The organism is Citrobacter sp. Cpo032, assembly GCF_030332975.1.
GTDB lineage: Bacteria > Pseudomonadota > Gammaproteobacteria > Enterobacterales > Enterobacteriaceae > Citrobacter > Citrobacter portucalensis.
In genome coordinates, this window is sequence record NZ_JAOWGU010000049.1 from 245,523 (window position 1) to 272,057 (window position 26,535).

Here is a 26,535-nt window from a genome sequence, read left to right on the forward strand (position 1 = left end):
AAATTTAGATAATCAATGAGTTGTAAAAGATAACCACTAAATGTTATTGAAAGTAAAAGCGTGATAATTTCAATTATATCAAATGGTTGCTATGATATTGGCGATATAATGCTGCGTCATATTTGCTGGATTAACTGTGAGCCCTGATTTTTCACATTCCCAACGGCACGTGTCACGGCGTGCCATATAAATTTATCAGCCGGCATGGAACCGTCGGTCGCAATTTCCGCAGCTTCTTTCCCTCCAATGTCCTGCCTCATCCACTCGCGAGCAGCATCTGGTGACAGTACCAACGGTCGCCTGTCGTGAATATCTACCAGTCCTTTATCGGCAGTAGCCGTCACTATCAGAAAACCTTCTGCTTCATCTCCACGTTCAAATGGTGTGCTGCCAATTGCCGCCATGAATATTGGCTGACCATCGGCTTGATGAATGAAGTAGGGTTGCTTCTTGTCACCTACCTTTTTCCACTCAAACCAGCCATCGGCAAAGCAAATTGCGCGACCATGTTGCCAGAGTGGTTTAAACATTCTGCTGTTAGCCGCAGTTTCAGAGCGTGCGTTAATTAGCGGTGGTTTATCCCACCACCCGGGGGCGTATCCCCAGATAACTGGATCAAGATGAAGTTTCTCGTCACGTTCGCTCAGCAGCAGAACTTTGGTGCCTGGCGCCACGTTGAATCGCCCGATCGGTTCAGGGTCATATGGGATATCACGTTCAGCTTCTTCAGCGAGCAGGGCGAGATAGTCCTCACGTGTCATTGACTGTGAAAAGCGTCCACACATAGAAACCTCCAGCCAACTGTCAGACTGAAAGTATAGGATATTGAGTAGAACGATAGGATTTGAAGCTCCACACCACCAATATTCCATTATGGCTTTTAGCTTCTCGAGGTTGCTAAATGGCAGATAGACCACTACCCATTTTTACTTTTTTGGGGCAAATTTGGGGGCAAAAATTAGCTTGGGGCATGATTTGGGGCGATGAAATGACTCATATTGCCCGCAATTGTCTAAGATGGTTTTTTATTAACTAATTGATTTTATGATAATTAACTGTATTTGCTAATTTTACAAAATCAATTTTATAGTCTAACGCTGATTATGTGGCTGTGGGGATAAACATTTAATAAACCGGGCAAAGGGATAATCTCGTGGGCAATAAAAAAGCCGGAAACGCTGATGCATTCCGGCTTACTACGATATGAACGAAATACCGGAACAGGTGCAAGCGCGCTCCGGCATCAAACAGATTACTTCAGTTCATCAACCATGGTGATGGCACGACCAATATAATTGGCAGGCGTCATTGCTTTCAGGCGAGTTTTCTCTTCTTCCGGCAGCGCCAGACCGTCGATAAACTGCTTCATACCTTCGGCGTCAACGCGCTTACCGCGGGTCAGCTCTTTCAGCTTTTCGTACGGCTTCTCAATACCGTAGCGACGCATCACGGTCTGAATCGGCTCTGCCAGAACTTCCCAGTTATGGTCCAGTTCATCCAGCAGATGATCGCGGTTCACTTCCAGTTTGCTCACGCCTTTCAGTGTGGACTGATACGCGATCAGCGCATAGCCAATGCCTACGCCCAGGTTACGCAGAACGGTAGAGTCAGTCAGGTCACGCTGCCAACGGGAGACCGGCAGTTTGCTTGCCAGATGCTGCAGTACCGCGTTAGACAGACCCAGGTTACCCTCGGAGTTTTCGAAATCAATGGGGTTAACTTTGTGCGGCATGGTGGAAGAGCCGATTTCACCCGCAATGGTTTTCTGTTTGAAATGGTTCAGCGCCACGTAACCCCAGACATCGCGGTCAAAGTCGATCAGGATAGTGTTGAAACGGGCGATGCAGTCAAACAGCTCGGCAATGTAGTCGTGCGGCTCAATCTGCGTGGTGTACGGGTTCCACTGGATGCCCAGCGAGGTGACAAACTCTTCGCTGAACTGATGCCAGTCAACTTCCGGGTAAGCGGCGATGTGGGCGTTATAGTTACCGACTGCACCATTGATCTTACCAAGAATTTCAACCTGGTTGAGCTGACGATACTGACGCTCCATACGGTAAGCCACGTTAGCCATTTCTTTGCCTAGCGTAGACGGGGTGGCTGGCTGACCGTGGGTACGGGAGAGCAGAGGAATATCGCGATACTGTACAGACAGATCTTTCACCGCGTCGATAAGCTTACGCCAGTACGGCAGAACCACTTCGTCGCGTGCGGTTTTCAGCATCAGCGCGTGAGACAGGTTGTTGATGTCTTCTGAGGTACACGCAAAGTGGATAAATTCGGAAACGGCATGCAGTTCCGGGATATCCGCCACTTTCTCTTTCAGGAAATACTCAACTGCCTTCACATCATGGTTGGTCGTACGCTCAATGGTTTTGATGCGCGCAGCATCTTCTTCATTGAAGTTAGCGACGATCGCATCAAGGAAACCGATTGCGTCGGCAGCAAAAGCAGGAACTTCCTTGATCGCTGCGTGCGCGGCCAGTTTTTGCAGCCAGCGTACTTCAACCTGTACACGGAATTTCAGCAAACCGTATTCGCTGAAAATCCCGCGCAGCGCGCTGACTTTATCGCCGTAGCGTCCATCGACAGGGGAAACGGCGGTCAGTGAGGATAATTCCATAGATCACAACTCCGGGGTTAAATGAGCAAGAATTTGTTTTGCCTGAGTCGTCAGGCGATTACGAGAAAACATGAGTTGCAGACGGCCTCCACCAACCTGATGCCAGAGCACGGCAGCACGGATGCCAGCCAGCAGCGAAGCGCGTACTTTAGCCTGTACCTGTGGGCTCTGAAGGATGGCCGGAGAACCCGTGACCTGAATACGCGGGCCGAGTGGGCTGATGACGTCAACATAAATGCCAGCCATCGCACTCATCAACGTTTCTGACTGCAAATCAAAATGGTCCAGCTGGCGCTGCAAGCCGCTAACACGGTCTCCCAGCGTGTCCATAGCGCCCTTGGCCGCTGACAGCTTACGCTCCAGCACCATCAGGCTTAGCGTATAGCGGGTGAGTTCCGCGTTCAGCCCCTGACGACTGCTGGCGTTCAGCACGCCAAGCAGCGTTTCAAGGCCAAGACGCAGGTTGGCTTCGCTGCCGCCAAACACGCCCAGCGTAGAGCTGGGATTCATGTCGATGACACTGTTCAGTGAAACGTGTAATGCATCGGCATCACAATGCCCCTGGTGCGCCAGTTCCTGCACCAGGCGTGCCGACTGACAAATGCCTGCCAGGGCGAGGGTGATGTCATAATAATTCTTTGCCACGTTCACTGCTTCCTTGTATCAAATGTGTAAGTAATTATACCGGCAGAGGCAATCGTTGTTCGATAATGCCGCCGCCGAGGCACACTTCGCCATTGTAAAAGACAGCCGACTGACCCGGCGTGACCGCCGCGACTGGCTCGTCGAAAATGACTTCAATACGCTCTGCATCCAGTGCCTTAACGGTGCACGGAATGTCGGTCTGACGATAGCGGGTTTTCACCGTACAGCGCATGGTGCCGGTGAACGGTTCGCGATCGACCCAATGCAGCTGTTGCGCCACCAGGCCAACGGACATCAGACGTGGATGTTCATGCCCCTGAGCGACAACCAGAATGTTGTTCTCAACGTCTTTATCCACCACATACCATGGATCTTCTGTCCCTTCTTTCGTTCCGCCAATACCCAGACCTTTACGCTGACCTAAAGTGTGGTACATCAGCCCCTGGTGCTGGCCAATCTCTTCGCCGTCAACGGTGATGATTTTGCCTGGCTGAGCCGGCAGGTAACGACCAAGAAACTCGCGGAACTTACGTTCGCCAATGAAGCAGATGCCGGTGGAGTCTTTTTTCTTGGCCGTGATCAGACCAAGATCTTCGGCAATTTTACGCACCTGTGGTTTTTCCAGTTCACCGACCGGGAACAGGCTTTGTGCGATTTGCTCATGGCCGAGCGTATAGAGGAAATAACTCTGGTCTTTATTGCCATCGAGCCCACGCAGCAGGCGGCTTTTGCCGTCGACATCCGCGCGACGCACGTAGTGACCGGTGGCGATGTAATCGGCACCTAAATCTTCGGCGGCAAACTCAAGGAAGGCTTTAAACTTAATTTCTTTATTGCACAGAATATCCGGGTTTGGCGTACGGCCCGCTTTGTACTCTTCAAGGAACAGTTCAAAGACGTTGTCCCAGTATTCTGCGGCAAAGTTGACGGTATGCAGTTCAATGCCGAGTTTGTCACAGACAGCCTGCGCATCCGCAAGGTCGGCGGCCGCTGTGCAGTATTCCTCGCCATCGTCCTCTTCCCAGTTCTTCATGAACAGGCCTTCTACCTGATAGCCCTGTTGTTGTAACAGCCAGGCAGAAACGGAGGAATCGACACCGCCGGACATGCCGACGATCACTTTTTTTGGGCTTTCAGACATAGGAATACTCACGACATTGAACTTCAAGGCGGCATATTCTAGCACGCAGCCCTTTACTTGACACCCTCTGTAAACGGCCAGTTAAATTCGCCGATCATGGCCAGTGGGTAGCGCTGTCCGCTCTGATAACAGCGAATACTCTCTGCAACCAACGGCGAACGCAGGTTTGGCGCAGAGAAAATCTCTTCTGCGCTGACCCAACGACAGCAATCTATATCGCTGTCATGGGGTTCTGTAGCGCACATATTGGCAAGCTCGATAGAGAAAAGAAAACGCAAAAAGGGCGTTCTGTCTGGCGCAATCCATTGATGCATACGAATGAAATGCTGTGGCTGCGCTTTAATGCCCGTTTCTTCCCACAGTTCGCGTGCTGCGGCTTGCACCAGCGTTTCATCGGCTTCCAGGTGTCCTGCGGGTTGATTCCACAAGGCTTTACCATTGATCGTTTCTTCAACGACTAAGAATTTATCTTCTGCATGCACAATGCAGGCGACCGTGACGTGCGGTTTGAACATGTTTTCCCCTTATTCCTCAGCAAATCCTTCGGTAACATCTGGCCAGCTAATTTCACCGCTGGCCTTGTCGATACTGATATAAGCCACGGGAGGTGACGTTTGTGGGTCGGCCCCTCCACGGCACAATGCGGTTTGATGATCCTCGCGCACGATAATCTCAATGGCCTTTTTAGCATTCCAGCTTTCATAAAAGATACATTCGTGGTCGTGACGTAGCCCAAGGGTGGCGACTCTCGTTGCTTTTTCTGTCGACAGCGGGTTGATGTCGTCGCGATAGTGGTCACCGCTGTTTATAGCCTGTAACTGCGACTTTTTTAACCAACCGCGTATAATTTGGCGATCGGTGGTGTAATAGACCGCTTCCATAAAATCATCGTTGGATTGTTCTTGTACAGAGACGAGGTCGCCGGGCACTAAAAATACGGACGGGCTGCGACACTGTTCGGTTGGCATCGCATAGAACCATGCGCGGGTGTCTCCTGTTACCTGATAGTGGTTTGCGGAGGAGGAGGGTAAGAACCCGCGCTGCGACATCGCTTTATTTGCCCATGTCTGGCAAGACGCGCTTACTGCAAGCGGACTGGATAACGGCGTTAATCCATCTACCGAGACCCAGCCGGTGGCGAAGGCTCCTTTAGCGTCCCGATAACGTACGTAACGATAAGGCTCATCTTTGGAAAGCATGCCCGTGCTTTTGTAGCGCTGTGAACTCCTGAGTACCTCGACGGTGTCGCCATTGACCATGAACGCGGGGAGTTGACACTCTGTTGCTGGTGCAGAATAGAAATGCAGGCGTGAGTCGGTTTTTACTTTGGCAGACTCATAAAGGTAGTTTGCCTCTCCGGCTGCTGTTCCGGCAATTGTCTCACAGTCCAGTTTTGCTGAACAAAACGGTGACACGCCGAGCAGGATGAATGCTGCAAAAAGCTGCTTATCCATTTTTTTTCATTCTTCCCTGTTAACACTCACGTTAAACCGTACGGTTACGATTTCAGTTCCCGCCACTCGCCGTTAGCAAGATTTTCCAGCGTGTAATCCCCCATGGCATAGCGGATGAGGCGCAGCGTAGGAAATCCAACATGCGCTGTCATACGACGTACCTGACGGTTGCGACCTTCATATAAGGTAACTTTCAACCAGCTGGTGGGAATGTTTTTCCGTTCCCGAATCGGTGGATTTCTCGGCCACAGCCATACGGGTTCCTCCACTACTTCAATGCCTGCGGGTAGAGTGGGGCCATCATTGAGCGTTACTCCGTTACGCAGGGCGTCCAGCGCTTCTGCTGTCGGCTCACCTTCAACCTGGACGTAATAAATTTTCCCGGTACGCTTACCGGGTTGCGTTAACCGCGCCTGCAGAGCGCCGTCATTGGTCAGCACCAAAAGCCCTTCGCTGTCCCGGTCGAGTCGGCCCGCCGCATAAATTCCCGGCACGGGAATAAAATCTTTTAACGTGCTTCTGCCAGCCTCGTCAGTAAATTGTGGCAAAACATCGTAGGGTTTATTGAACAAAACCACGCGTTTTGGCTGGTTTTCTTTACGCTGCTTAGTGACTTGTCGTGAGCTGAATCGCTCAACCCGGTGATTTCTAAAAGAAGTTTTTTGCATGGTATTTTCAGATTATATCAATTGCCGCATTATAGCCTAAGAACGAGTGTCTTTCATGGCGGCGAACAATAGGGTAGTATTGACACGCTCATTACAAATCATTAACAAAAAGTTGCTCTAACGCATCCGTGTAGCAGGACGCAAACGCACATGCAGCGTGATGACAGACGAGCAGAACCAGAAGCGCTCGAAGGAGAGGTGAATGGAAAGCAAAGTAGTTGTTCCGGCGGAAGGTAAGAAGATCACCCTGCAAAACGGCAAACTCAACGTTCCTGAAAATCCGATTATCCCGTTCATTGAAGGCGACGGTATCGGCGTTGATGTAACCCCACCGATGATCAAAGTTGTCGATGCTGCTGTCGAGAAAGCCTATAAAGGCGAGCGTAAAATCTCCTGGATGGAAATCTACACCGGCGAGAAATCCACTCAGGTTTATGGCCAGGACGTCTGGCTGCCTGCTGAAACCTTAGATCTGATTCGTGAATATCGTGTTGCCATTAAAGGCCCTCTGACCACTCCTGTTGGCGGCGGTATTCGCTCTCTGAACGTAGCTCTGCGTCAGGAACTTGACCTGTATGTCTGCCTGCGTCCGGTGCGTTATTATCAGGGCACACCAAGCCCGGTTAAACACCCTGAACTGACCGACATGGTCATCTTCCGCGAAAACTCCGAAGACATCTACGCGGGTATTGAGTGGAAAGCTGACTCTGCCGATGCTGAGAAAGTGATTAAATTCCTGCGCGAAGAGATGGGCGTGAAGAAAATCCGCTTCCCGGAACATTGCGGCATTGGTATCAAACCGTGTTCTGAAGAAGGGACTAAACGTCTGGTACGTGCAGCGATTGAATACGCCATCGCCAACGATCGTGATTCAGTTACCCTGGTACACAAAGGCAACATCATGAAGTTCACCGAAGGCGCGTTCAAAGACTGGGGTTACCAGTTAGCGCGTGAAGAATTCGGTGGTGAACTGATCGACGGCGGTCCATGGGTGAAAATCAAGAACCCGAAAACCGGTAAAGAGATCGTGGTTAAGGACGTTATCGCCGATGCGTTCCTGCAACAGATCCTGCTGCGCCCGGCTGAGTATGACGTGATTGCCTGTATGAACCTGAACGGTGACTACATCTCCGATGCGTTGGCCGCACAGGTTGGTGGTATTGGTATCGCGCCGGGTGCAAACATCGGTGACGAATGCGCTCTGTTCGAAGCAACCCACGGTACTGCACCGAAGTATGCAGGTCAGGATAAAGTGAACCCAGGTTCCATCATTCTGTCTGCTGAAATGATGTTACGCCACATGGGTTGGGTCGAAGCGGCTGACCTGATTGTTAAAGGTATGGAAGGCGCAATCAACGCCAAGACCGTAACCTATGACTTCGAACGTCTGATGGAAGGCGCTAAGCTGCTGAAATGTTCAGAGTTTGGTGACGCGATCATCGAAAACATGTAATCCAGATCTTGGGTTGTATGAGAACGGGAGCCGAGAGGTTCCCGTTTTTTTTACCTGCAAAATGCTTTCCTGGCGCTCATACTATTAAACTCATTTAAATAGCACTGAAGAACAAATTTTTATCTTTGCCATTACAATTTTATTTTTTGATAATAATTTCCATGGCTGTCAATATTTCTTTATTTAACTCTATTCGGGTATGAGAACTAACTATAATTGAGTGGTGTTTGTATCTTATTGATTATTAGATGGGAAATAATCATTTTAAAAACAAGAAAAATATCGGAAATATTTACAAGGAAAAAGCGTTTTAAGATTTTTTATCCTAATTTTAAATTCATTTTTATCAGTGTGTTATAACAGTTGATTATTCTGAATATTAGTAATGTCCAAAAAAGAACATTTTCTCCGATTGATGTTTTTTTACCTTTCTGTTTTTCTGTTGGCAACATGCTTGAGAAATAAAATTCAAAGCATGATTCCTTATTATGTGTGTTACTTACTATTAGTTGATGATGAAAATGGTTATTAAAAAGCTAAGTTTAAAAACAGGTTTAGTGGCTGTTACATTATGTTTTGCTATGACAGTTTATGCAGGAGAAAGCGTAGTCACCGGCGGTTATGTACATACCCGGACAGATGGACAGAACCTTAATGGTTTTAACGCTAAATATGGTTATACCCCAGATGAGAGTGATTTTGGTGTTATGACATCCTTAACCATTTCAGCAAATGACGATAATGATATAGATCGTGGTTATGGTTCTGCATTAGTCGGCGCAAGTTATAAAGTAAATGATGTGGTAAAACCTTATGTAATGGCGGGTATTGGGAGAGGTGCGATCAAAGCTAATGGTGAAACTGACACTTCTACAGGTTTTGCCTATGGCGCTGGTATTCAGTTTACCCCCATTGCAGGTTTCACTGTTGATGCAGGCTATGAAGGTTCTAAGGTCTTTGGCGCACAAGCTAATAGTATTGTAGTCGGCGCCGGCTGGACATTCTAAGGTTATTTATATGAATAAATTAATGATAATATTGGTTGCGTTTTCTGCTGTTTCATTGATGTCTGGTTGTGTATCAGAAGAACAACGCTTAGCAAAGTGCGAAGCGAAGGGAATTAGCCGTGATGTTTGTTATCACGAAGAAAAAGAATATTGGAATAATTACAGTGCTAATATGAGTCGACTGCAGGCCGCTAATACACAAGCGGATGCTTTCAAAGAGGCTATGAGTGATCACAAGAAACATAAGCATCATGATGACGATTAATATTTAAGAACACGCACATACGGTCTTGAGTGCTTATGTTCTTGATATTTTAATCATTTATTAATTATTCAAATGGTTATGCTCAGTCTTCACTCTCAAAAGCGTATTATCCTTCTGTATATAGTGATGAAATAATGCAGCGCCGGCATGGGCTGCAATTAGAAAGTAGCAGATATCGGCGAGCTGACTTCCCCCCAAAGCCAGAGTTTTTTATGATAACCATGGCCTTACTTTGGTTTGAGAAAAACGCTTCGTCTGCTGTGTGCGATCATTCTTTTGATGAAAGTTTGTACGGAAATACATGCAGAGCGTTGGCTGCGATGGGATAAACGCCCAGGCCTTCTGTTCTGGCTTTGATTTCCTCGAAAGAGAGTGAAGGGGAGGGTTCTCGTCCGCCCCACAGATTAATGCCTTCAGGAACATCGTCCCGGCTGTACTCCTCGGCGATCTCGATGGTTCCGCCACTATTCAATTCGATGACAACGCTTTTTCCGTCAACAGGAATCAGGTGCCCGTCATTGTCAGTGATAAAGATTTTCATTTGATTACCTCTTATTAGTGCATTCCTATGATAGCAAAATTGGATGAGGTGCAACGCCGGTTTTGTACTGCAAATTTCAGTAATGATTTTATCAATAAATTAGTAAGTTACGTTGTTATTGAGGAAATGTGACTGGACGCATGGCGACTTTTGTTTCTGTCTACCATGCTCTGTAGAGATAAATTAGAACACGTCAATGCTCATCGCAACGACTGATAGTTTTCGCTACAGGACATGAGAATGCGCAAAGTACTTTTACCGGTAACCGCTGCGGTGTGTCTTTTTTTGATCGGTGTTTTTATTCTTAATATGCAGCTTTGGTATTCATCTTCGACAGAAACCCTTGGAGGAGCCAGATATGCCGCGAAAAATATGGATAACATACTTGATGAAGCTTTCCAGGCAACCCGCACCGCCAGGCATATTGCTGAAAAAAAATGCGATCTGGAGGGACAATACCAACTTGGAACCGAAGCTGCACTTCGCCCTCATTTGCGAACGCTGATCATTATCCGGCAGGGGAGGGTTTGGTGTACGTCATTGCCGGGGAATAGGATTTTACTTAAGCAAATCCCCGTAATTGCTGATACAAATCTGTTGCTGACTCCCGCAAGAAATACGGAAAACGAGATACCTGTTCTGCTGTATCAAACTCGTTTTCAAACCAGTCGTATTATTGTCACTATTAGTGGGGTGCATATTCGAGGGGCTCTGAAAGTTCCGTTAAAGGGAGTAGCATACTCATTGCTGGTGGGTGACAACGTACTTGGTTTATTGGGCGATGTGAAAACCGTTACAACAAGCGCACGTGCGTCTGGTCAAGTTAATTCCGCAAAGTATCCGTTCAGTATTATTTATAATAAACCGCCACTGTTTAGTGCAAAAAGACTGGTTACACAGGGTTCAGGGATTCTGGTTTTTATCCTGTTAATGTCTTTTGCAGCCGCTTATGCCATTGATAAGTATCTGAACAAGAACGATACCCCTGAAGAAACGTTGCGCAGGGCGATAGTAAAAGGAGAGATCGTCCCTTTTTATCAACCTATCGTAAATGGTCGCGAGGGGACGTTACGCGGAGTTGAAGTGCTGGCCCGATGGAAACATCCTAAGGCCGGGTATATCTCTCCTGCTTCCTTCATTCCCGTCGCTGAAAAATCAGGCCTGATAGTGCCACTAACTCAAAGCCTGATGAGGCAGGTCGCGGAAAACATGAACGCCATTGTCAGCAAACTGCCATCCGGCTTCCATGTCGGCATTAACTTCAGCGCATCCCATATCACATCCCCTACATTCGTGCAGGAGTGCCTGCATTACAGGGATAGTTTTAACCGAGATGACCTCAATCTGGTAATCGAAGTTACTGAGCGCGAGCCGTTAGATGTGGATGAAGATCTTGTGCAGAGGCTCAATATCCTGCATGAGAATGGCTTTGTGATTGCGCTGGATGATTTTGGTACGGGCTATTCTGGGCTTTCTTATTTGCATGACCTGCACATTGATTACATTAAAATCGATCAGAGCTTTGTGGGGAGGGTAAATGAGCTTCCCGATTCAACCCGAATTTTGGATTGTGTCCTCGATCTGGCTCGTAAACTATCTTTAAGCATCGTTGCAGAAGGGGTTGAAACGAAGGCCCAGCTTGATTATCTCAACAAAAACAACATTGTTTTCCTACAAGGGTACTATTTCTATAAACCAGTAACCTTCACTGAGTTCGTCATGATTCTGCTGTCAAAGCCTAAAGTGAAGGTTTTTGTCGAATAAATACAAGATAACCTTATTGATGAAAAGGGAGCATAAAATCTGTTTCGGTAGCAAAAATCCGACGATTATCTTTATCGTGAGACAAATCTCAGATTCTGTTATTTAAAATCTATACCCTTATCGATGTGGTGGTTATCTATGTTTTCAAATACAGCAACTGGATAATGGTATGGCAGATATAACATTCGCGATGGAGCGTGATTCAAGTCACAGAGCGGCGAAAAATAAGTTGGATGTGCGAAGCAAAGCGAAGTACACAAATCGCAACCAGCTTGCGATTGCCGCAGTACTATTTTTAGGCGGTATCGTCGGGGTTATTACTTTGGCATTGTACCTAATGGTGCAGGAAGGGGTGTTTTTGTATTGATTGTTTAAATATTCTTATCATTGCTGTATTGCTAGTAGGAGCTGGAACAAGCTACTTCTTCTGTATTGATGAACGGAATAACATCGTAGGGAATAGCAGTTTGTGGGGAAAGATTGTAGATCTTACCGTCATAGTGGCTACTTACATAAGAAAATGACCTTAATATAAAGCTAAGATCAGCGGGGAGAGTCGTGGGTTGGGCGTTAACTTCATTGTAAAACCGTTTACAGCTACCTTTCAAATCTAAACCGGAAAAAATTATTCTTTCAAACTTTAGACTAATGGCTATTTGTAACGCGCTAAATGCGACCGTAGCACTACCAAAATGGCCATGTGTTACATTAGTTGAAAATGCAATTGTTTTCACTTTTCTGAATGCAGAACATTTAATTCGAAGATTCCTGTTAGTCATTGTTTTTATTTTATAGCGAATCTTTCTACCGATACCACCTCTGGATTTGCAAATGTCCTTTAACAGAAAACATGTGTTGAGCAAGTACTCTGCCTCTGTTGAATCAGCTCTTTTAATAACATCTTCACTAATAAAGGTATGCTGAGCATAGGAGGAATACTTATGAAATAAGTCTTTATTGTTTTCATAAAATGAGCCATCACAAACAACATAGATAAAAATAGGGATGTTGTTGTCGATTAAATGACCGGCACTTCCGTTTACGCAAATAAAATTTTTATCGCGCATTCTACTTAATGGAGTGTCCAATGATGATGGTCCGGACAGGTAAATAATGCAATCATCGGAAGTTCTATTTTCCATTATCTTATTTAATATATTGTGTGTGATAATCATTGCTTTTACCATGAATATTATTTTTGCAAATGTTACCACTTTCCTTATGGGCTTTCAAATCAGTAATAATGTTGACTTTTATTATATAAATTTGATGAATGAATTCATAAAAATACGAAAGGTAATTATGACTCATGGTAATTATTCTGAATGAATATAATTCATGGCGTTTATGAATGTACCGTGCTATGGACAAGGCGATTAGGTTTATGTTGGGATAAATGAATTAGGGATGCGGTTAGAAGAAGATGTGAGTCGCCTTTGTAAGGCGACTCTATGAAATCATTCAGGATATTATTCTGAATGATACCGGCTGGATGGGATGCACGTGATAGTTCGACCAACAGGGTCTTATAAAATTAGAACTGATAATTTAAAGATACCCAGTAGTTACGACCAGGGTTTACGTATCCGGTAGTGGATTGCGCCGTTTGATAGTAATCACCTGCGTAAGTACTATTACGCCCCACCTGATACAATTTGACCTCACTAAAGTCTTTATCCAGCACGTTATTAACCGCCGTATTAAGCGTCAGATCTTTGGTCAGCTTATAAGACATCCCCATGTCGACAACGGTCCAGGCTTTTAAATCAGCGCCTTTATCGTCATAGACGGCCTTTTGTACCGCGCTAAGGTTGTCGTAATTTTCGGTAAAGCGTGGGGCTTTGCCGCGATAACGTGCGCTGAGCCAGGCGTTCATATCTTCCGTTGCCTGCCAGTTCAGACGGGCGTTAGCCATATGTTTTGGAGTGTAACTTAATGGCGCGCCTTTATTTTCACCATCTTTTTGCTTGCTCTGAGTGTAGGTGTAGTTGAGAGATAAGGTCAGCACATCCGACCATAGAGGGAAGGTGCTGGCAAATTCAACGCCATCGGTCCTTGCCTTGCCGCTGTTGGTATAGCTGTTGGTATTATCATCGATAGAATATGAGACAATTTTATTTTTGTATTCGGTATAGAAGCCGGTAATGTTGGCGTTAAGCCCGGCGTCGTTCTCGTAATACAGCCCGGTTTCGTAGCTGATACTTTCCTCAGGTTTGAGGTCCGGGTTACCGACCGTATTCACCGTTCCCTGCGCGGTTACACCGCTGATCCCGTTATGCAACTGGCTTAGTGATGGTGCTTTATAACCTGTCGTTACGCCGCCTTTGAGGGTCCATTCGTCGGATGCGTCCCAGACCATATAGGCACGCGGGCTGAGATGACCGCCAAAGACATCGTTATGCTCATAGCGTGTTCCTGCGGTTAAGGCCAGCGAGTCGAGAATATGCCATTCATCTTCCGCATAGGCTGCCCACGTTTTTTGATGGAACGTCTCGCCGGTATTGGCCAGTACCACACCATCTTTCATCCGGGCATCCCAGTATTCTCCGCCAAGGGTTAAGAGGTGCGAATCACCTAATGGCGTCAGCAGCACTGAGTCAAGAATGACGTTGGTGTTCTTTAGTTCACGTGCGTCACCGGCCCGGCCAGCGTTCTCTGGTGTGAGTGCGGAAGTTACCAATTGCCGGCCTTTGTTTTCGGTTTCATTCCAGCCGAGGGAGGATTTCCAGGTGCCGAACGTTAAGGCTGTATCGTGGCCGAGGGTCACTTTGTTACGCTCATAGCGTAGCGTTTTATCATACCCCCCTGTCAGGTTGCCCAACTGCCCGTCATCGTTGTCATAGCGCTGTCTGGCGGAATCGAGATCTAACCACAGCGTATTGTTCTCATTGGTTTTCCAGTCGAAGCGCGTACCGATATTGTAGTTTTCCGATTCGGTAGGATAAGGTACGCGGGTGGAGGAGGTATCGCTGAGGGAGGTGACGCTGGAACCCTGACGCTGGGTTGTGCTCCCCCGAACCTGCATATCCAGTACGCCCGCGATTAACGGGCCACTTGACCAGAAGTTGGCAACGGTACTGTTACCCCATTTATTACTCTCTTGCAGGTTAACGCCGGTATTGATGGAAGTGCTCCATTTATCGGTGCTTTTTTTGGTGATGATATTCACCACGCCACCGATTGCGTCGGACCCATAAAGCGTCGACATCGGGCCGCGGATCACCTCAATATGATCGATCGCCGCCAGCGGGGGCATAAAGCTGGTATTCATGGCAGAGAAACCGTTTGGCGTTACGTCGCTGCTGCCGTTTTGACGAATACCGTCAATCAGGATCAAGGTATAGCTGGCAGGCATGCCACGGATGCTGATCTCCAGACCGCCGGTTTTACCGGTGCTGCTTTCAACATCTACCCCTTCAACAGAACGCAGGGCTTCACCTAAGTCATTATATTTATTGGTTTGTAACTCTTGCTGCGAAATAACAGAGACGCTGGCGGCGGCATTGGTGATTTTCTTTTCATAACCAGAAGCGGTTACCACCATGACATCTTCAGCAAATACCAGGGGGCTGGAAAATCCTAAACAGGACAGAACGACAGAGGCAACAGGTTTTAAACGCATAGTCAAACTTCCTTTGTTAAAAATTCAAAGGCAGTAAGATAATTGATGGAAATGATAATACAAATAATTATCATTACAAATTTACATAACTTGTCACTTCTGGTGTTTTTCTTGAATAAATATACATAAATTGTCATGAGTTTTAGATAAGGAATTAGCAGGAAGGGCCAATAGTCCGCACAGGCAATTATTAGTTCGGGATTAATATTCCTGTGAATAAATGGCGAGGGATTAATCTATTTTCTGAGATTCACATCGTACTCATAACGGAGTATCAGAAAAAAGTATGATAATTTTAGAAAATCGTCATACTTTTCTGCGCCGCATCATTTTTTTCATCATTTCTGTCCGCCATAATCCCTTCCCCAGGAGACTGCTTAACGACGGTAAATCGTTATGCGGCATAAAAATAACGTAAATCTGGATATCATAATGATCAAAGGCAAGCTGGCACTGCTTACGTGCGCATTGACTCTCGCATTAACCTCACCACTTCTTGCCGCGCAAAATGCGAGCGAAGGGCAGACGTTAAAACTGGCAATTGGACCAGAACCAACGGAAGGGTTTGACCCGATGCTGGGCTGGAGTCATGGCAGCTATTTGCTTTTGCATGCACCATTATTAAAACAAAATGCAGATATGAGCTGGGGAAACCTGCTGACGGAAAAAGTAGAGACCAGCGCAGACGGCAAAACCTGGACGTTGACGTTAAAACCTGACCTTAAATTCTCTGATGGTTCCCCGCTAACCGCTGAAGATGTGGTGTTCACCTATAACAAAGCAGCAAAAAGCGGCGGCAAAATCGACATGGGAAACTTCACCCATGCCAGCCTGAAAGATAATCGCACGGTAGAAATTACGCTAAATAGCCCACAGAGCACCTTTGTGAATGTGCTGGGTTCTTTGGGTATTGTTCCGGCGAAACGGTATGACGAAAAAACATTTGCCAAAAATCCGATTGGCGCGGGTCCTTATCGACTGGTGAGTTTTCAGCCGGGACAGCAGTTGATCGTGGAGGCTAACCCCTGGTATGCCGGTAAGAAAAATGATTTCAGTAAGCTGGTGTTTGTCTTCCTTGATGAAGATAACGCTTATGCCGCAGCGCGCAGTGGCCAACTGGGACTCGTACGTATCGCGCCGTCGATGGCGGTTGCTCCTCAGCAGACAAATTTGAAACTTTGGGTACGCGATAGCGTGGAAAACCGGGGCATTGTGTTCCCGATGGTTCCTGCAGGTAAAAAAGACGCCAATGGCTATCCGATTGGGAACGATATCACTGCCGATGTTGCCATCAGGCGCGCCATAAACTATGCCATCGACCGTAAGCAGCTTGCCGATCAGGTCATGGAAGGTCATGCGATTCCTGCATATAGCGCAGTGCAAGGGCTGCCATGGCAGGGGCAATCCGTTGCGTTCAAAGATGGTGATAGCGAAAAAGCACGTACGATTCTGGAAGAAGCCGGCTGGAAGGTAGGTAAAGATGGCGTGCGAGTGAAAGACGGCAAAGAGGCTCGACTGACTTTATGGTACGCCAGCGGTGACAGTACGCGCCGGGATTTAGCTGAGGCCGTACGTGCAATGCTGGAGCCGGTGGGTATTCAGATCTCGCTGCAATCAGGAAGCTGGGAAACGGTTGAGCGTCACATGCATGCGAACCCAACACTATTTGGTTGGGGAAGCCTGGATCCGATGGAGCTTTTCCATCATTACAGTAATCAGGCCGCGGGCGTGGAATATTACAACCCAGGTTATTACAGCAATCCTGTTGTTGAACAGCACCTTAAACAGGCTATCGACGCCCCAGACTGGCAAAAAGCGTTACCTTTCTGGCAACAGGTGGAGTGGGATGGTAAGCAAGGGGCTGGCGTGCAGGGCGATGCTGCCTGGGCATGGCTGTTGAATATTCAGCACACCTACCTGGCAAATCCGTGTATTGATTTAGGCAAAGGCGCACCGGAGATTCACGGTAGCTGGTCACTGCTCAATAATTTGGACGATTGGACCTGGACCTGCCGTTGATGAAGTCTGTTGTGGGCCATTTTCTACGGCTGATAGTGTTATTAGTGCTGGTTGCGGCTGGCACTTTTGTGCTGCTCAGCTTTTCTCCAGTCGATCCGATTCGCGCTTATATCGGCAACGATCTCCTGCATGTGCCGCCGGAGCAATATGCGCGCATTGCTGCTCGCTGGGGATTGGACCAGCCGCTATGGGAGCGTTTTGGTCACTGGTTTGTTCGTGTATTGCAGGGCGATCTCGGCTATTCCATGTTGTTTAATGCGCCGGTTGCCAGCGTGATCAAGGAACGCTTTTCCACCTCGTTTGCGCTGCTTGGTGGCGCGTGGCTACTCTCCGGCATATTGGGAACGGCAATGGGGTTTGTCGCGGGTCGCTACCTGAATCGCTGGCCGGACAAAGCAATCTGTCGCCTCAGCTATCTGCTCTCCTCGTTGCCGACCTTCTGGATTGGCATGTTGCTGCTGGCGTTATTTGCCGTGCGCTGGCCGGTATTTCCGGTCTGCTGCGCGTGGGAGCCGGGCAACAGCAGCGATATGGCGACGCTGACTGAGCGTCTGCGCCATCTGGTACTTCCCGTTTGCGCGCTCAGTTTGCTGGGACTGGGACAAATTACGCTGCATACACGGGAAAGCATCGCCAGCGTGATGAAAAGTGATTTTGTCCGTTTTGCGCGTTCCCAGGGAGATAAAGGCTGGTCACTGTTACGCCATCAGGTTCTGCGTCATGCAATTACGCCTGCGCTGTGTTTGCAGTTTGCCTCACTGGGAGAACTGTTGGGAGGTGCACTATTGGCCGAAAAAGTCTTTGCTTATCCAGGTCTGGGGCAGGCCACTATTGATGCCGGGTTACGCGGCGATCTGCCGTTACTGATGGGGATTGTGTTGTTCAGTACCGTACTGGTGTTCATTGGCAATTCGCTGTCTACTTGGCTTGTCCGTATGTTGAACCGTGCTCTGGAGCGACCTGATGCTCTATAACCCGACGCCGACGCTAATTCGTCTTTTGTTCTCTTTTAGCTGCCTGTTATTCATTGCAGTGTATGGTGCCGCAATGCTGGATAACCCGTTGAGCGTTAATCTGCTTGCCCGTCATCTTCCACCTGATGCGATGTACTGGTTTGGCACCGATAACCTCGGTCGAGATCTGTGGGTCCGTTGTTTTCAGGGTGCACTAACCAGTCTGCAAATTGGTATTGGTGCGGCGTTGTGCAGCGGTTTCATTGCGTTAATGATGGCGGCGGTTTCGCGCATACATCCGCGTCTGGATGTACTTATGCGTCTGATTACTGATGCCATGCTATCGATGCCGCATCTGCTGTTGCTTATTTTGATCTGTTTTACGTTGGGCGGCGGGAAAAACGGGGTAATCATGGCGGTTGCACTAACGCACTGGCCGCGTCTGGCGCTGATCCTGCGTGCTGAAGCGCAGCGCGTGGCCCACAGTGACTATCTGACGTTGACCTGGCGTCTGGGACACGGCCATTTTTACTGCTGGCGGCATCACTATCTACCAGCGTTGTTACCCCAGTGGTTAACCGGGACATTGCTGATGTTTCCCCATGCGGTGTTACACAGCGCGGCGTTAAGCTTCCTCGGTTTTGGACTGGCACCGCATGAACCGTCGCTGGGCCTGCTGCTGGCGGATGCGCTGAGGTTTATCAGTCATGGTGATTGGTGGTTAGTGCTGTTTCCAGGACTGATGCTGTTCAGTCTGGTGATGTTATTCGATCAGCTCGCAAGGGCGGTGCATCGTTTATGGTTACGAGGTGACGCATGTTGAGTTTAAGGCAGGTCTCACTGGACGTGGCGCGTTATCGCTGGTACGGCGCGAAAAACTGGACTTCGCTGTTGCAGGATATCTCTTTCGACGTAGCGCCTGGTCAGATGGTGGCGCTAGTTGGAGGAAGTGGAGAAGGTAAAAGCCTGTTGCTGCAATGTCTGCTCGATCTCTTACCAGACAATTTGCGTTTCAACGGCGTTATTACCCTGGAAGGTAAAACGCTGGACAGTGATGACATTCGCAAATGTCGTGGCAATACCTTCAGCTACGTCCCGCAAGGTATTCAGGCACTTAACCCGCTGCTCTCGATTGAAAAGCATCTGCGCAGGGCATGCCAGCTTTCTGACCAGCAATGGAATGCCGGAAAAATTGAACGATTGCTCCAGCGTAGCCGACTGGAAAGTCGCGTATTAGATGCTTTTCCGCGCCAGCTTTCAGGCGGTATGGCAAAACGTGTTCTGGCTTGTCATGCGTCTCTGAGTCAGGCTCGCTATATTCTGGCGGATGAAATTACCGCCTGGCTTGATGCACCTCTCGCTAATCAACTGCTTGAACAGTTGCGTGAGCAATGTGAGCAAGGGGCTGGCGTTTTATGGGTAACGCATGACCTCACGCTGGCGGCCCGCCATGCGGATCGTATTGTCGCGCTGCATCAGGGAAGGGTGTCGGATAACGTCAGCCGGGAACAGCTGTTGCGCGGAGAGATTAGCGAACACCTGCAACGACAATGGCGGGCGCTGCCTGAAAGAAATCAACTTTTTGGAGAGCGCGATGCTGTGCTGTCGTGATGTAACAATCTGTCAGGGGGAAAAGGTTCTGTGGCAAAATCTGACCTTCTCTCTACGCCCTGGAGAACGTATTGGGATTTGTGCGCCCAGTGGAACGGGCAAAACGACGCTGGGACGCGTGCTGGCGGGCTGGCAGAAACCAACTTCCGGTGACATTCTGATTGATGATCAACCTTTGCCGATGCACCAGTATTGCCCGGTGCAACTGGTGCCACAGCATCCGGAATTAACCTTTAACCCCCGACGCAGCACCGGCGATGCGGTGCATGACGCCTGGCGGCCTGGCGCAGAAATCCTTACCCGCCTGCATATCAAACCGGAATGGTTAACCCGTCGCCCTGGACAGCTTTCTGGTGGTGAACTGGCGCGAATCGCCATACTTCGTGCGCTGGACCCGCGTACCCGTTTTCTTATTGCCGATGAGATTACCGCCCAGCTCGACCCTTCCATTCAAAGAGATATCTGGGTACTGCTGCTCGAAGAATGCCAGCGTCGACCATTAGGCATGCTGATTATCAGCCATCAGCAGGCGCTGCTTGATCAGATCTGCACGCGGACGCTACTCTCTTAGGTCTCTTTCGCATTTCAGGCAAATAACTAACGTGATCGTAAAAACTATCGCTGTGGCTGCGCTAATGTACGGGGCGGGGGCTTTTGCAGCACATGCTTCCATTCAGGTGGGTTTTTCACCGGAAGGGTCGGCTCGGGCTTTAGTGCTGGATTCAATTAACCATGCGCAGTACAGCATCGATATGATGGCTTATTCATTTCAGTCTGCAGATATTGTTCAGGCCCTGGTAAACGCTGAAAAGAGAGGCGTTGTGGTCCGGGCTGTTATCGATAAGAAACGTAACCAGGGCAAGGTTAGCCAGAAGGCCATCGCGTTTGCTGCCGCGAATGGGGTTGATGTGCAACTGGATGGTCACTACCACATCCAGCATGACAAGGTAATGATTATTGATGGCGACACGCTGGAAACCGGTTCGTTCAACTTTGCCAAATCCGCGGAATTTGCCAACTCTGAAAATGTGTTAGTTATTCGTGACGAACCTGCCGTTGTTGCGCAGTATCAGGCCCATTTTGACAGCCGTTGGAAAATCGCGCACCAGAGCGGTTAAATGCTTCACAACGCCGTTGATTTAAATGTGATGTTATATTATAACATTTCACTCGCAAATGATTTGAGGGTGAAATTTTGGCTATTCGTTTTAAGAAACTGACAATCGCTCTGGGGATGCTTTTAGTCAGTAGTTCGGTTCTGGCGCATGGTCATCATTCCCATGGTGCGCCAATGAGTGAAGCAGAACAAAAGGCGTCGGAAGGGGTATTTGATGATAACCAGGTGCAGAACAGGACGCTGACCGACTGGGATGGCATGTGGCAATCTGTTTATCCGTATCTGGTCAGCGGCGAACTTGACCCAGTATTCAAAAAGAAAGCGGAGAAAGATAAAAGCAAAACGGCAGAACAAATCAAAGCGTATTACCGTACAGGCTATGCAACCAACGTAGACACTATCGGTATTGAAAATGGCGTGATGGAGTTTCATACCGGGAATCAGGTTGCATCATGTAAATACGACTACGCCGGATATAAGATCCTGAATTATAAATCAGGCAAGAAAGGTGTACGGTATCTGTTTGAGTGTAAAGCCGCTGACAGCAAAGCGCCTAAATATGTGCAATTTAGCGATCATATTATCGCTCCGCGTAAATCGAGCCACTTCCATATCTTTATGGGAAATACCTCGCAGGCAGCCTTGCTTGAAGAGATGGAAAACTGGCCTACCTATTACCCTTATCAGTTGAAGGGAGAAGAGGTTGTGGATGAGATGCTGCACCATTAATCTGGGCTAACCTTACCTGTACACACCCGTCACCAGTGGCGGGTTTTTTAATTCATAACCTTCTCTTTCCATCACCCGATGCATTCGTTAGCATATTGTATCGCAGCAAGTGCATGTGTTTTTTCAGGAAGAGGTTAACGTGTTCGCAGAGTATGGAGTTCTGAATTACTGGACATATCTGGTGGGAGCTATTTTTATCGTGCTGGTTCCGGGGCCAAATACGATATTTGTGTTGAAGAACAGCGTCGGTCGGGGAGTGAAGGGGGGTTATCTCGCCGCAAGCGGTGTGTTTATCGGTGATGCCGTGTTGATGTTTTTGGCCTATGCCGGTGTTGCCGCATTGATCAAAACAACGCCCGTTTTGTTCAATATCGTTCGCTATCTTGGCGCGTTTTATCTGCTGTACCTTGGTGCGAAGATCCTGTATGCGACACTGAAATCGAAAGCAAGCGATGCTGCGGCCGAGGAAGTCCCGTTTGGCGCTATTTTTAAGCGAGCATTAATTCTAAGCCTGACGAATCCCAAAGCTATTTTGTTTTATGTTTCGTTCTTCGTGCAGTTTATTGATGTCAATGCACCGCACTCAGGGCTGTCATTCTTTATTTTGGCCATTACGCTTGAAGTAGTGAGCTTTTTCTATCTGAGCTTCCTTATTTTCTCCGGCGCGTTCGTGACGCAGTATATTCGCACGAAGAAAAAACTGGCCAAAGTGGGTAATTCCTTAATCGGCCTGATTTTCGTTGGTTTTGCCGCTCGTCTGGCCACGCTTCAGTCGTGATGCTATCGGCCCGCTGGTTGCGGCGGGCCTTCAATATGACGCTTTGCTTTTCATTTATAATTGTAGGGTTATAACCAATAAATGGTATTTTAAATGTATATTTTGAGGCGTACCCTGTGTACAGCAGCGATTCAATAAGACTCGCTGGTTGTCGACTGGAAAAGGGAAGAAAAATGCTTCAAATTCCACAGAATCATATCCATACACGCTCTACACCATTCTGGAACAAAGAAACTGCGCCTGCCGGAATTTTCGAACGCCACCTTGATAAAGGAACTCGTGCCGGGGTTTATCCACGACTTTCGGTTATGCAGGGGGCGGTCAAATATCTCGGATACGCCGATGAACACAGTCCGGAGCCAGTAGAGGTGATGGTTATTGAAGCCGGTCAGTTTGGCGTTTTTCCGCCGGAAAAATGGCATAACATCGAAGTGATGACCGACGACACTTACTTTAATATCGATTTTTTCGTTGCCCCGGAAGTTCTGATGGAGAGTGCAAATCAACGAAAAGTCGTGCGCACCGGCAAGGAGTAAATCATGGGCAAAGCAACCTATACCGTAACCGTGACCAATAACAGTAACGGTGTTTCTGTTGATTATGAAACAGAAGCGCCGATGACATTACTGGTGCCAGATGTGGCAGCTGAAGTGGTCAAAGACTTGGTCAATACCGTTCGTTCGTACGATACCGAGAATGAGCATGAAGTCTGCGGATGGTAGGCGTTAAATACTCTTACTGATTGAATACACAGAATTTTAATGTACTAACCGCACAGTGTTTTGACGGCGCCGTGCGGTTTTTTTATTTGTGTTGAACGTAGTGATGTCCGAAAAAAGATTTCTTAAGAATACCTTAAGAAATTCGCATTGAATGCTAATTGTCGATCATTCACAGGAGTTATGATCGCAAAACAGTAACAATACAGAACATCGCGCTTATGAAACTGAATACCCAAATTACATTCCCCACACTTATTCTAGGACTGGTCATTGTGGCGATCCCGTTCACCGCGAACTGGAATCTTCCGCTGCTTAACGGCACTGTCGTCAGATGGATCGAAAATGGGCAGGCGCTATGGCTACTGTTTGGTGCCGTATTTACCCTTGGCTATATCCGGCCTTTATCACGCCCTGAAGGCGAGAAGCAATTTTGGCTTTGGGCAGCCGTGTGGTGGTTGGTATTGCTGGGGAGAAGCACCAGTTGGGGCCGTGACTATTTCCCGGAGCAGCCTAGACTTCTGTTCAGAGCTATCTCTGTTGTAATGATTTCCATGATTATTCTGCCGGTGCTGTTGTCGAAGCGCTTACGCCTGGATATTGTCCGACGCGTGCGTAATGAACCGCTACCGCTCTGGCTGCTGACGATCACCGCCTGCGCATTTTTGATTTCCGATACGGTAGAGCATCATCGTCTGCTGGCTCCCATCTTCCTGCACAATGTCCAATATGGCGATATGATTGAAGAATTGTACGAACTACCGTTTATGGCTGGCCTGTTTCTGATGAACCTCGGTTTTATGCAGCGGGATATGCAGGAGGAATCTGCCTCCATCAGCTTCAGTGAACCACACCTGGTAAAGTAATGAGATAAAACCTGAGTCTGGGTATCCAGACTCAGGTGGCGAGGGTGGGGAATTACGCAATGGCCTCACATAAGCGTGATTTCATGTCGCTATACGATTGAGCGGCATACTTTTCAGCCCATCTCTGATCGCTAATGTGCTCGATATTTACGGCACAATATTTGGTTTCCGGCGTTTTCGAGATTGGATCGAGGTTATCCTGGGTTAACTCGTTGCATGCACCAATCCACCATTGATAGGTCATATACACCGTTCCGGAATTGATACGCTCGGATACATCCGCACGGCTGATGACCTTACCCCGACGCGAGCTGACCCACACCAGATCACGATGACGGATACCGAGTTTTTCGGCATCATGGGTATTGATTTGCACATATCCTGGTTCATCAGCCAACGCTTGTAACGCTGCGCAGTTACCGGTCATCGAGCGACAGGAGTAATGCCCAACTTCACGCACGGTACACAACACCAGCGGATAATTGTCATCCGGAACTTCTGCGGGCGCTCGCCACGGTGCGGCAAACAGTTTGCCTTTGCCGTTGGCGGTATCAAACTGGCTGTGCGCGTAAAGGTACGGCGTACCAGGACTATCGAGATCGGGGCACGGCCACTGAACATGCCCCATTTCCCCCATTTTCTCATAGGTCACGCCGTAGAACAGCGGGCACAGCTCGCGCATCTCATCCCAGATTTGCTGGTTATTTTGATACTGCATTGGATAGCCCATTTCGCTGGCCAGCAGGCTGATAATCTCCCAGTCACGCTTTACATCACCGGTGGGTTCAATCGCTTTCTCAAAACGCTGGAAGCCACGATCGGCGCAGGTAAAGACACCGCCATGTTCGCCCCATGAGGTGGCCGGCAGGAGGACGTCGGCCATTTCCGCTGTCTTAGTCAAGAAGATATCCTGCACGACGATAAAATCGAGCGCGTTAAACCCTTCGCGAACCAGGCCCAGGTCCGCCTCGGTTTGCAGCGGATCTTCTCCCATGATGTAGTAGGCTTTTATTTTGCCTTCGAGAGCCAGATGTGGAACTTCAGTGATGCGCGTTCCAACCTTGTCATCCATCTGATTAACGTCAATACCCCATGCGCTGGCGAATTTTTCCCTGACGGCGGAATCGGTCACGTCCTGATACCCCGGGAACTGGTTAGGTAGCACCCCCATATCGCACGCTCCCTGCACGTTATTTTGCCCGCGAACGGGACCAACGCCGACGTTAGGGCGACCCAGATTCCCGGTCAACAACGCCAGGCTCGACAAACCGCGAACCACATCAACGGCCTGACCAAACTGGGTGACGCCCATCCCCCACATTACGGTTGCCGATGGTGCTGCGGCAAATGTACGCATTGCCTGACGAACCTGCTGTGCGGGAATGCCGGTCAAATGTTCAACGGCTTCAGGCGCATAGTCCTTAACGGTTTCCCAGTATGTTTCCAACCCTTCCGCATGCTTTTGCACATACTCGCGATCGTAGAGTTGCTCTTCGATAAGAACATGACCAAAGGCATTAACCAGCGCCATGTTGCAACCGTTTTTCAACTGCAAATGTTGGTCAGCAATACGGGCGGTTTCAATACGACGTGGGTCGCAGACAATGATTTTTGCGCCATTCTGGCGAGCTTTAATCACTCGTCGGGCCACGATTGGGTGTGAGTCCGCGCAGTTATAACCAAAGATGAGCAGGCATTTTGAGTTTTCAATCTCGCTGATGGAGTTGCTCATTGCGCCATTGCCCAGCGTTTCCTGTAAACCGGCAACGGAAGGACCGTGACAGACACGGGCACAGCAGTCGACATTATTGGTATTGAGCACCCCACGGGCGAATTTTTGCATCACGTAGTTGGTCTCATTGCCTGTTCCCCGGGAGGAACCTGTCGTCATGATGGCGCGAGGACCATAGGTATTTTTGATTTCAGATAAGCGTTTAGCGGTGTAACGAATGGCTTCATCCCAGCTAACGGGCGTGAATTTGCCACCTTTTTCATAACGGATCATCGGGCGAGTCAGACGGGGAGTCAGAAGGCGGGTGTCGTTAAGAAAGTCCCAACCATAATAGCCTTTCAGGCATAACTGATTTTGGTTCGTTACACCCTCTGCGGCTTCGGCGCGGATGATTTTGTTATTTTCGACAACAAGCTTGAGCTTGCACCCGGCCCCACAGTATGGGCAAACACTGGTGATTTTTTTCATCAATAACAGACCTGTTAAATGCTGAAATAGCGCGAATTGTAGACGCAGCCGCGCGATAAGCACCGCGGACTACGATTTGTCGTAGCGACGGGTTGTTTAAGCATAAAGTGTGCCAGAAGTGAAAACCCAGCAATAACGGGGCTGACGGCAAAAGTGTTAAGCATAATGACTGACGATTCGACATTAATGACGAGGAGCGGCAAAAATTTAGCCTGCCGGTCAGCAGTCATAACCTTATGAAACATCGGAAAAAGATGAAAATATGAAGTGATGACGATCACAAATTTTAATTTTTCAGCGCTATGCTATGCTTTTATACAACGAGTGAATCGTTAATTTAAAAACATAAGTGAGGAAAAT

27 protein-coding genes and 1 pseudogene are annotated in these 26,535 nt (G+C 48.2%); 16 read left to right on the forward strand and 12 right to left on the reverse strand.

Going from position 1 to position 26,535, the window contains the following annotated elements; genetic code table 11:
* Nucleotides 1-116 precede the first annotated feature (116 nt).
* From OGY33_RS19720 to rluE, 7 genes are all read right to left on the reverse strand, one after another.
* Nucleotides 117-785 carry an SOS response-associated peptidase gene (locus OGY33_RS19720; protein WP_044702837.1) on the reverse strand — a complete coding sequence of 223 codons (669 nt, stop codon included), beginning with the start codon at nucleotides 783-785 and terminating at the stop codon, nucleotides 117-119.
* A gap of 467 nt (nucleotides 786-1,252) precedes the next feature.
* A complete protein-coding gene (gene purB, locus OGY33_RS19725; RefSeq protein ID WP_003832400.1) occupies nucleotides 1,253-2,623 on the reverse strand; it encodes an adenylosuccinate lyase in 1,371 nt (456 codons plus the stop codon).
* A 3-nt stretch (nucleotides 2,624-2,626) separates the two neighbouring features.
* Nucleotides 2,627-3,268 carry a high frequency lysogenization protein HflD gene (gene hflD / locus OGY33_RS19730; RefSeq protein WP_191238607.1) on the reverse strand — a complete coding sequence of 214 codons (642 nt, stop codon included), beginning with the start codon at nucleotides 3,266-3,268 and terminating at the stop codon, nucleotides 2,627-2,629.
* Nucleotides 3,269-3,302: 34 nt separating this feature from the next.
* Nucleotides 3,303-4,409 (reverse strand): tRNA 2-thiouridine(34) synthase MnmA, encoded by a 1,107-nt coding sequence (gene mnmA / locus OGY33_RS19735; protein WP_003832402.1) that lies wholly within the window; start codon nucleotides 4,407-4,409, stop codon nucleotides 3,303-3,305.
* A 53-nt stretch (nucleotides 4,410-4,462) separates the two neighbouring features.
* Entirely contained in the window at nucleotides 4,463-4,924 is a 462-nt protein-coding gene (locus tag OGY33_RS19740; RefSeq protein WP_008784446.1) for an NUDIX hydrolase, read from the reverse strand.
* 9 nt (nucleotides 4,925-4,933) lie between these two features.
* Entirely contained in the window at nucleotides 4,934-5,863 is a 930-nt protein-coding gene (locus OGY33_RS19745; protein WP_149608228.1) for a hypothetical protein, read from the reverse strand.
* Between the two features lie 44 nt (nucleotides 5,864-5,907).
* Nucleotides 5,908-6,531 carry a 23S rRNA pseudouridine(2457) synthase RluE gene (gene rluE / locus OGY33_RS19750; protein WP_003832405.1) on the reverse strand — a complete coding sequence of 208 codons (624 nt, stop codon included), beginning with the start codon at nucleotides 6,529-6,531 and terminating at the stop codon, nucleotides 5,908-5,910.
* A 202-nt stretch (nucleotides 6,532-6,733) separates the two neighbouring features.
* Between rluE and icd the strand changes: the two genes are divergently transcribed.
* From icd to OGY33_RS19765, 3 genes are all read left to right on the forward strand, one after another.
* Nucleotides 6,734-7,984, forward strand: a complete 1,251-nt coding sequence (gene icd, locus OGY33_RS19755) for an NADP-dependent isocitrate dehydrogenase (protein WP_088902426.1) — start codon at nucleotides 6,734-6,736, stop codon at nucleotides 7,982-7,984.
* Between the two features lie 521 nt (nucleotides 7,985-8,505).
* The gene (locus tag OGY33_RS19760; protein ID WP_262411182.1) at nucleotides 8,506-8,991 is read left to right on the forward strand and encodes an outer membrane beta-barrel protein; all 486 of its coding nucleotides are present in this window, start codon (nucleotides 8,506-8,508) and stop codon (nucleotides 8,989-8,991) included.
* Between the two features lie 10 nt (nucleotides 8,992-9,001).
* The gene (locus tag OGY33_RS19765; protein WP_003832408.1) at nucleotides 9,002-9,256 is read left to right on the forward strand and encodes a hypothetical protein; all 255 of its coding nucleotides are present in this window, start codon (nucleotides 9,002-9,004) and stop codon (nucleotides 9,254-9,256) included.
* A 60-nt stretch (nucleotides 9,257-9,316) separates the two neighbouring features.
* Here the strand turns inward: OGY33_RS19765 and OGY33_RS19770 are convergent.
* Both OGY33_RS19770 and OGY33_RS19775 read right to left on the reverse strand, forming a co-directional pair.
* A pseudogene (locus tag OGY33_RS19770) lies at nucleotides 9,317-9,436 on the reverse strand (cytochrome b); the annotation flags it as partial.
* Nucleotides 9,437-9,524: 88 nt separating this feature from the next.
* On the reverse strand, nucleotides 9,525-9,797 hold the full coding sequence (locus OGY33_RS19775; RefSeq protein ID WP_003832409.1) for a hypothetical protein: 273 nt from the start codon (nucleotides 9,795-9,797) through the stop codon (nucleotides 9,525-9,527).
* A 240-nt stretch (nucleotides 9,798-10,037) separates the two neighbouring features.
* Between OGY33_RS19775 and pdeG the strand changes: the two genes are divergently transcribed.
* The gene (gene pdeG / locus OGY33_RS19780) at nucleotides 10,038-11,561 is read left to right on the forward strand and encodes a cyclic di-3',5'-guanosine monophosphate phosphodiesterase PdeG (protein WP_191238605.1); all 1,524 of its coding nucleotides are present in this window, start codon (nucleotides 10,038-10,040) and stop codon (nucleotides 11,559-11,561) included.
* A 169-nt stretch (nucleotides 11,562-11,730) separates the two neighbouring features.
* A complete protein-coding gene (locus OGY33_RS19785) occupies nucleotides 11,731-11,928 on the forward strand; it encodes a hypothetical protein (protein ID WP_191238604.1) in 198 nt (65 codons plus the stop codon).
* A gap of 31 nt (nucleotides 11,929-11,959) precedes the next feature.
* Here OGY33_RS19785 and waaZ read toward each other — a convergent pair whose 3' ends face one another.
* Together waaZ and OGY33_RS19795 are read right to left on the reverse strand one after the other, a co-directional pair.
* Nucleotides 11,960-12,736, reverse strand: coding sequence for a 3-deoxy-D-manno-oct-2-ulosonate III transferase WaaZ (waaZ, locus tag OGY33_RS19790; RefSeq protein ID WP_191238603.1), 777 nt, complete (start codon nucleotides 12,734-12,736; stop codon nucleotides 11,960-11,962).
* Nucleotides 12,737-13,095: 359 nt separating this feature from the next.
* Nucleotides 13,096-15,183, reverse strand: coding sequence for a TonB-dependent receptor (locus OGY33_RS19795; protein ID WP_191238602.1), 2,088 nt, complete (start codon nucleotides 15,181-15,183; stop codon nucleotides 13,096-13,098).
* A 396-nt stretch (nucleotides 15,184-15,579) separates the two neighbouring features.
* Between OGY33_RS19795 and OGY33_RS19800 the strand changes: the two genes are divergently transcribed.
* The 11 genes from OGY33_RS19800 (at nucleotide 15,580) to OGY33_RS19850 (ending at nucleotide 23,975) form a co-directional block, all read left to right on the forward strand.
* A complete protein-coding gene (locus OGY33_RS19800) occupies nucleotides 15,580-17,202 on the forward strand; it encodes an ABC transporter substrate-binding protein (protein ID WP_191238601.1) in 1,623 nt (540 codons plus the stop codon).
* Nucleotides 17,202-18,176 carry an ABC transporter permease gene (locus OGY33_RS19805; protein WP_103014571.1) on the forward strand — a complete coding sequence of 325 codons (975 nt, stop codon included), beginning with the start codon at nucleotides 17,202-17,204 and terminating at the stop codon, nucleotides 18,174-18,176. Before OGY33_RS19800 ends, OGY33_RS19805 begins: the two co-directional genes overlap by 1 nt.
* Nucleotides 18,166-18,978: an ABC transporter permease gene (locus OGY33_RS19810; RefSeq protein ID WP_048214386.1), complete on the forward strand. Its 813-nt coding sequence runs from the start codon at nucleotides 18,166-18,168 to the stop codon at nucleotides 18,976-18,978. Before OGY33_RS19805 ends, OGY33_RS19810 begins: the two co-directional genes overlap by 11 nt.
* Entirely contained in the window at nucleotides 18,972-19,766 is a 795-nt protein-coding gene (locus OGY33_RS19815) for an ATP-binding cassette domain-containing protein (protein WP_103014572.1), read from the forward strand. Before OGY33_RS19810 ends, OGY33_RS19815 begins: the two co-directional genes overlap by 7 nt.
* Nucleotides 19,750-20,337, forward strand: coding sequence for an ATP-binding cassette domain-containing protein (locus OGY33_RS19820; RefSeq protein WP_048214384.1), 588 nt, complete (start codon nucleotides 19,750-19,752; stop codon nucleotides 20,335-20,337). The genes OGY33_RS19815 and OGY33_RS19820 overlap by 17 nt, the downstream gene beginning before the upstream one ends.
* 31 nt (nucleotides 20,338-20,368) lie before the next feature.
* A complete protein-coding gene (locus OGY33_RS19825) occupies nucleotides 20,369-20,884 on the forward strand; it encodes a phospholipase D family nuclease (RefSeq protein WP_048226834.1) in 516 nt (171 codons plus the stop codon).
* Between the two features lie 77 nt (nucleotides 20,885-20,961).
* Nucleotides 20,962-21,612, forward strand: coding sequence for a metal-binding protein ZinT (zinT, locus tag OGY33_RS19830; protein WP_048226832.1), 651 nt, complete (start codon nucleotides 20,962-20,964; stop codon nucleotides 21,610-21,612).
* Nucleotides 21,613-21,751: 139 nt separating this feature from the next.
* Nucleotides 21,752-22,390, forward strand: coding sequence for a leucine efflux protein LeuE (gene leuE, locus OGY33_RS19835; protein ID WP_048227040.1), 639 nt, complete (start codon nucleotides 21,752-21,754; stop codon nucleotides 22,388-22,390).
* 173 nt (nucleotides 22,391-22,563) lie between these two features.
* The gene (gene yeaR, locus OGY33_RS19840; RefSeq protein WP_003030735.1) at nucleotides 22,564-22,926 is read left to right on the forward strand and encodes a DUF1971 domain-containing protein YeaR; all 363 of its coding nucleotides are present in this window, start codon (nucleotides 22,564-22,566) and stop codon (nucleotides 22,924-22,926) included.
* 3 nt (nucleotides 22,927-22,929) lie between these two features.
* Nucleotides 22,930-23,112: a DUF1869 domain-containing protein gene (locus tag OGY33_RS19845; RefSeq protein WP_003832433.1), complete on the forward strand. Its 183-nt coding sequence runs from the start codon at nucleotides 22,930-22,932 to the stop codon at nucleotides 23,110-23,112.
* Nucleotides 23,113-23,330: 218 nt separating this feature from the next.
* Nucleotides 23,331-23,975 carry a hypothetical protein gene (locus tag OGY33_RS19850; RefSeq protein ID WP_191238600.1) on the forward strand — a complete coding sequence of 215 codons (645 nt, stop codon included), beginning with the start codon at nucleotides 23,331-23,333 and terminating at the stop codon, nucleotides 23,973-23,975.
* Between the two features lie 52 nt (nucleotides 23,976-24,027).
* Here the strand turns inward: OGY33_RS19850 and fdhF are convergent, their stop codons facing one another.
* Entirely contained in the window at nucleotides 24,028-26,175 is a 2,148-nt protein-coding gene (gene fdhF / locus OGY33_RS19855) for a formate dehydrogenase subunit alpha (protein ID WP_191238599.1), read from the reverse strand.
* Between the last annotated feature and the right edge of the window lie 360 nt (nucleotides 26,176-26,535).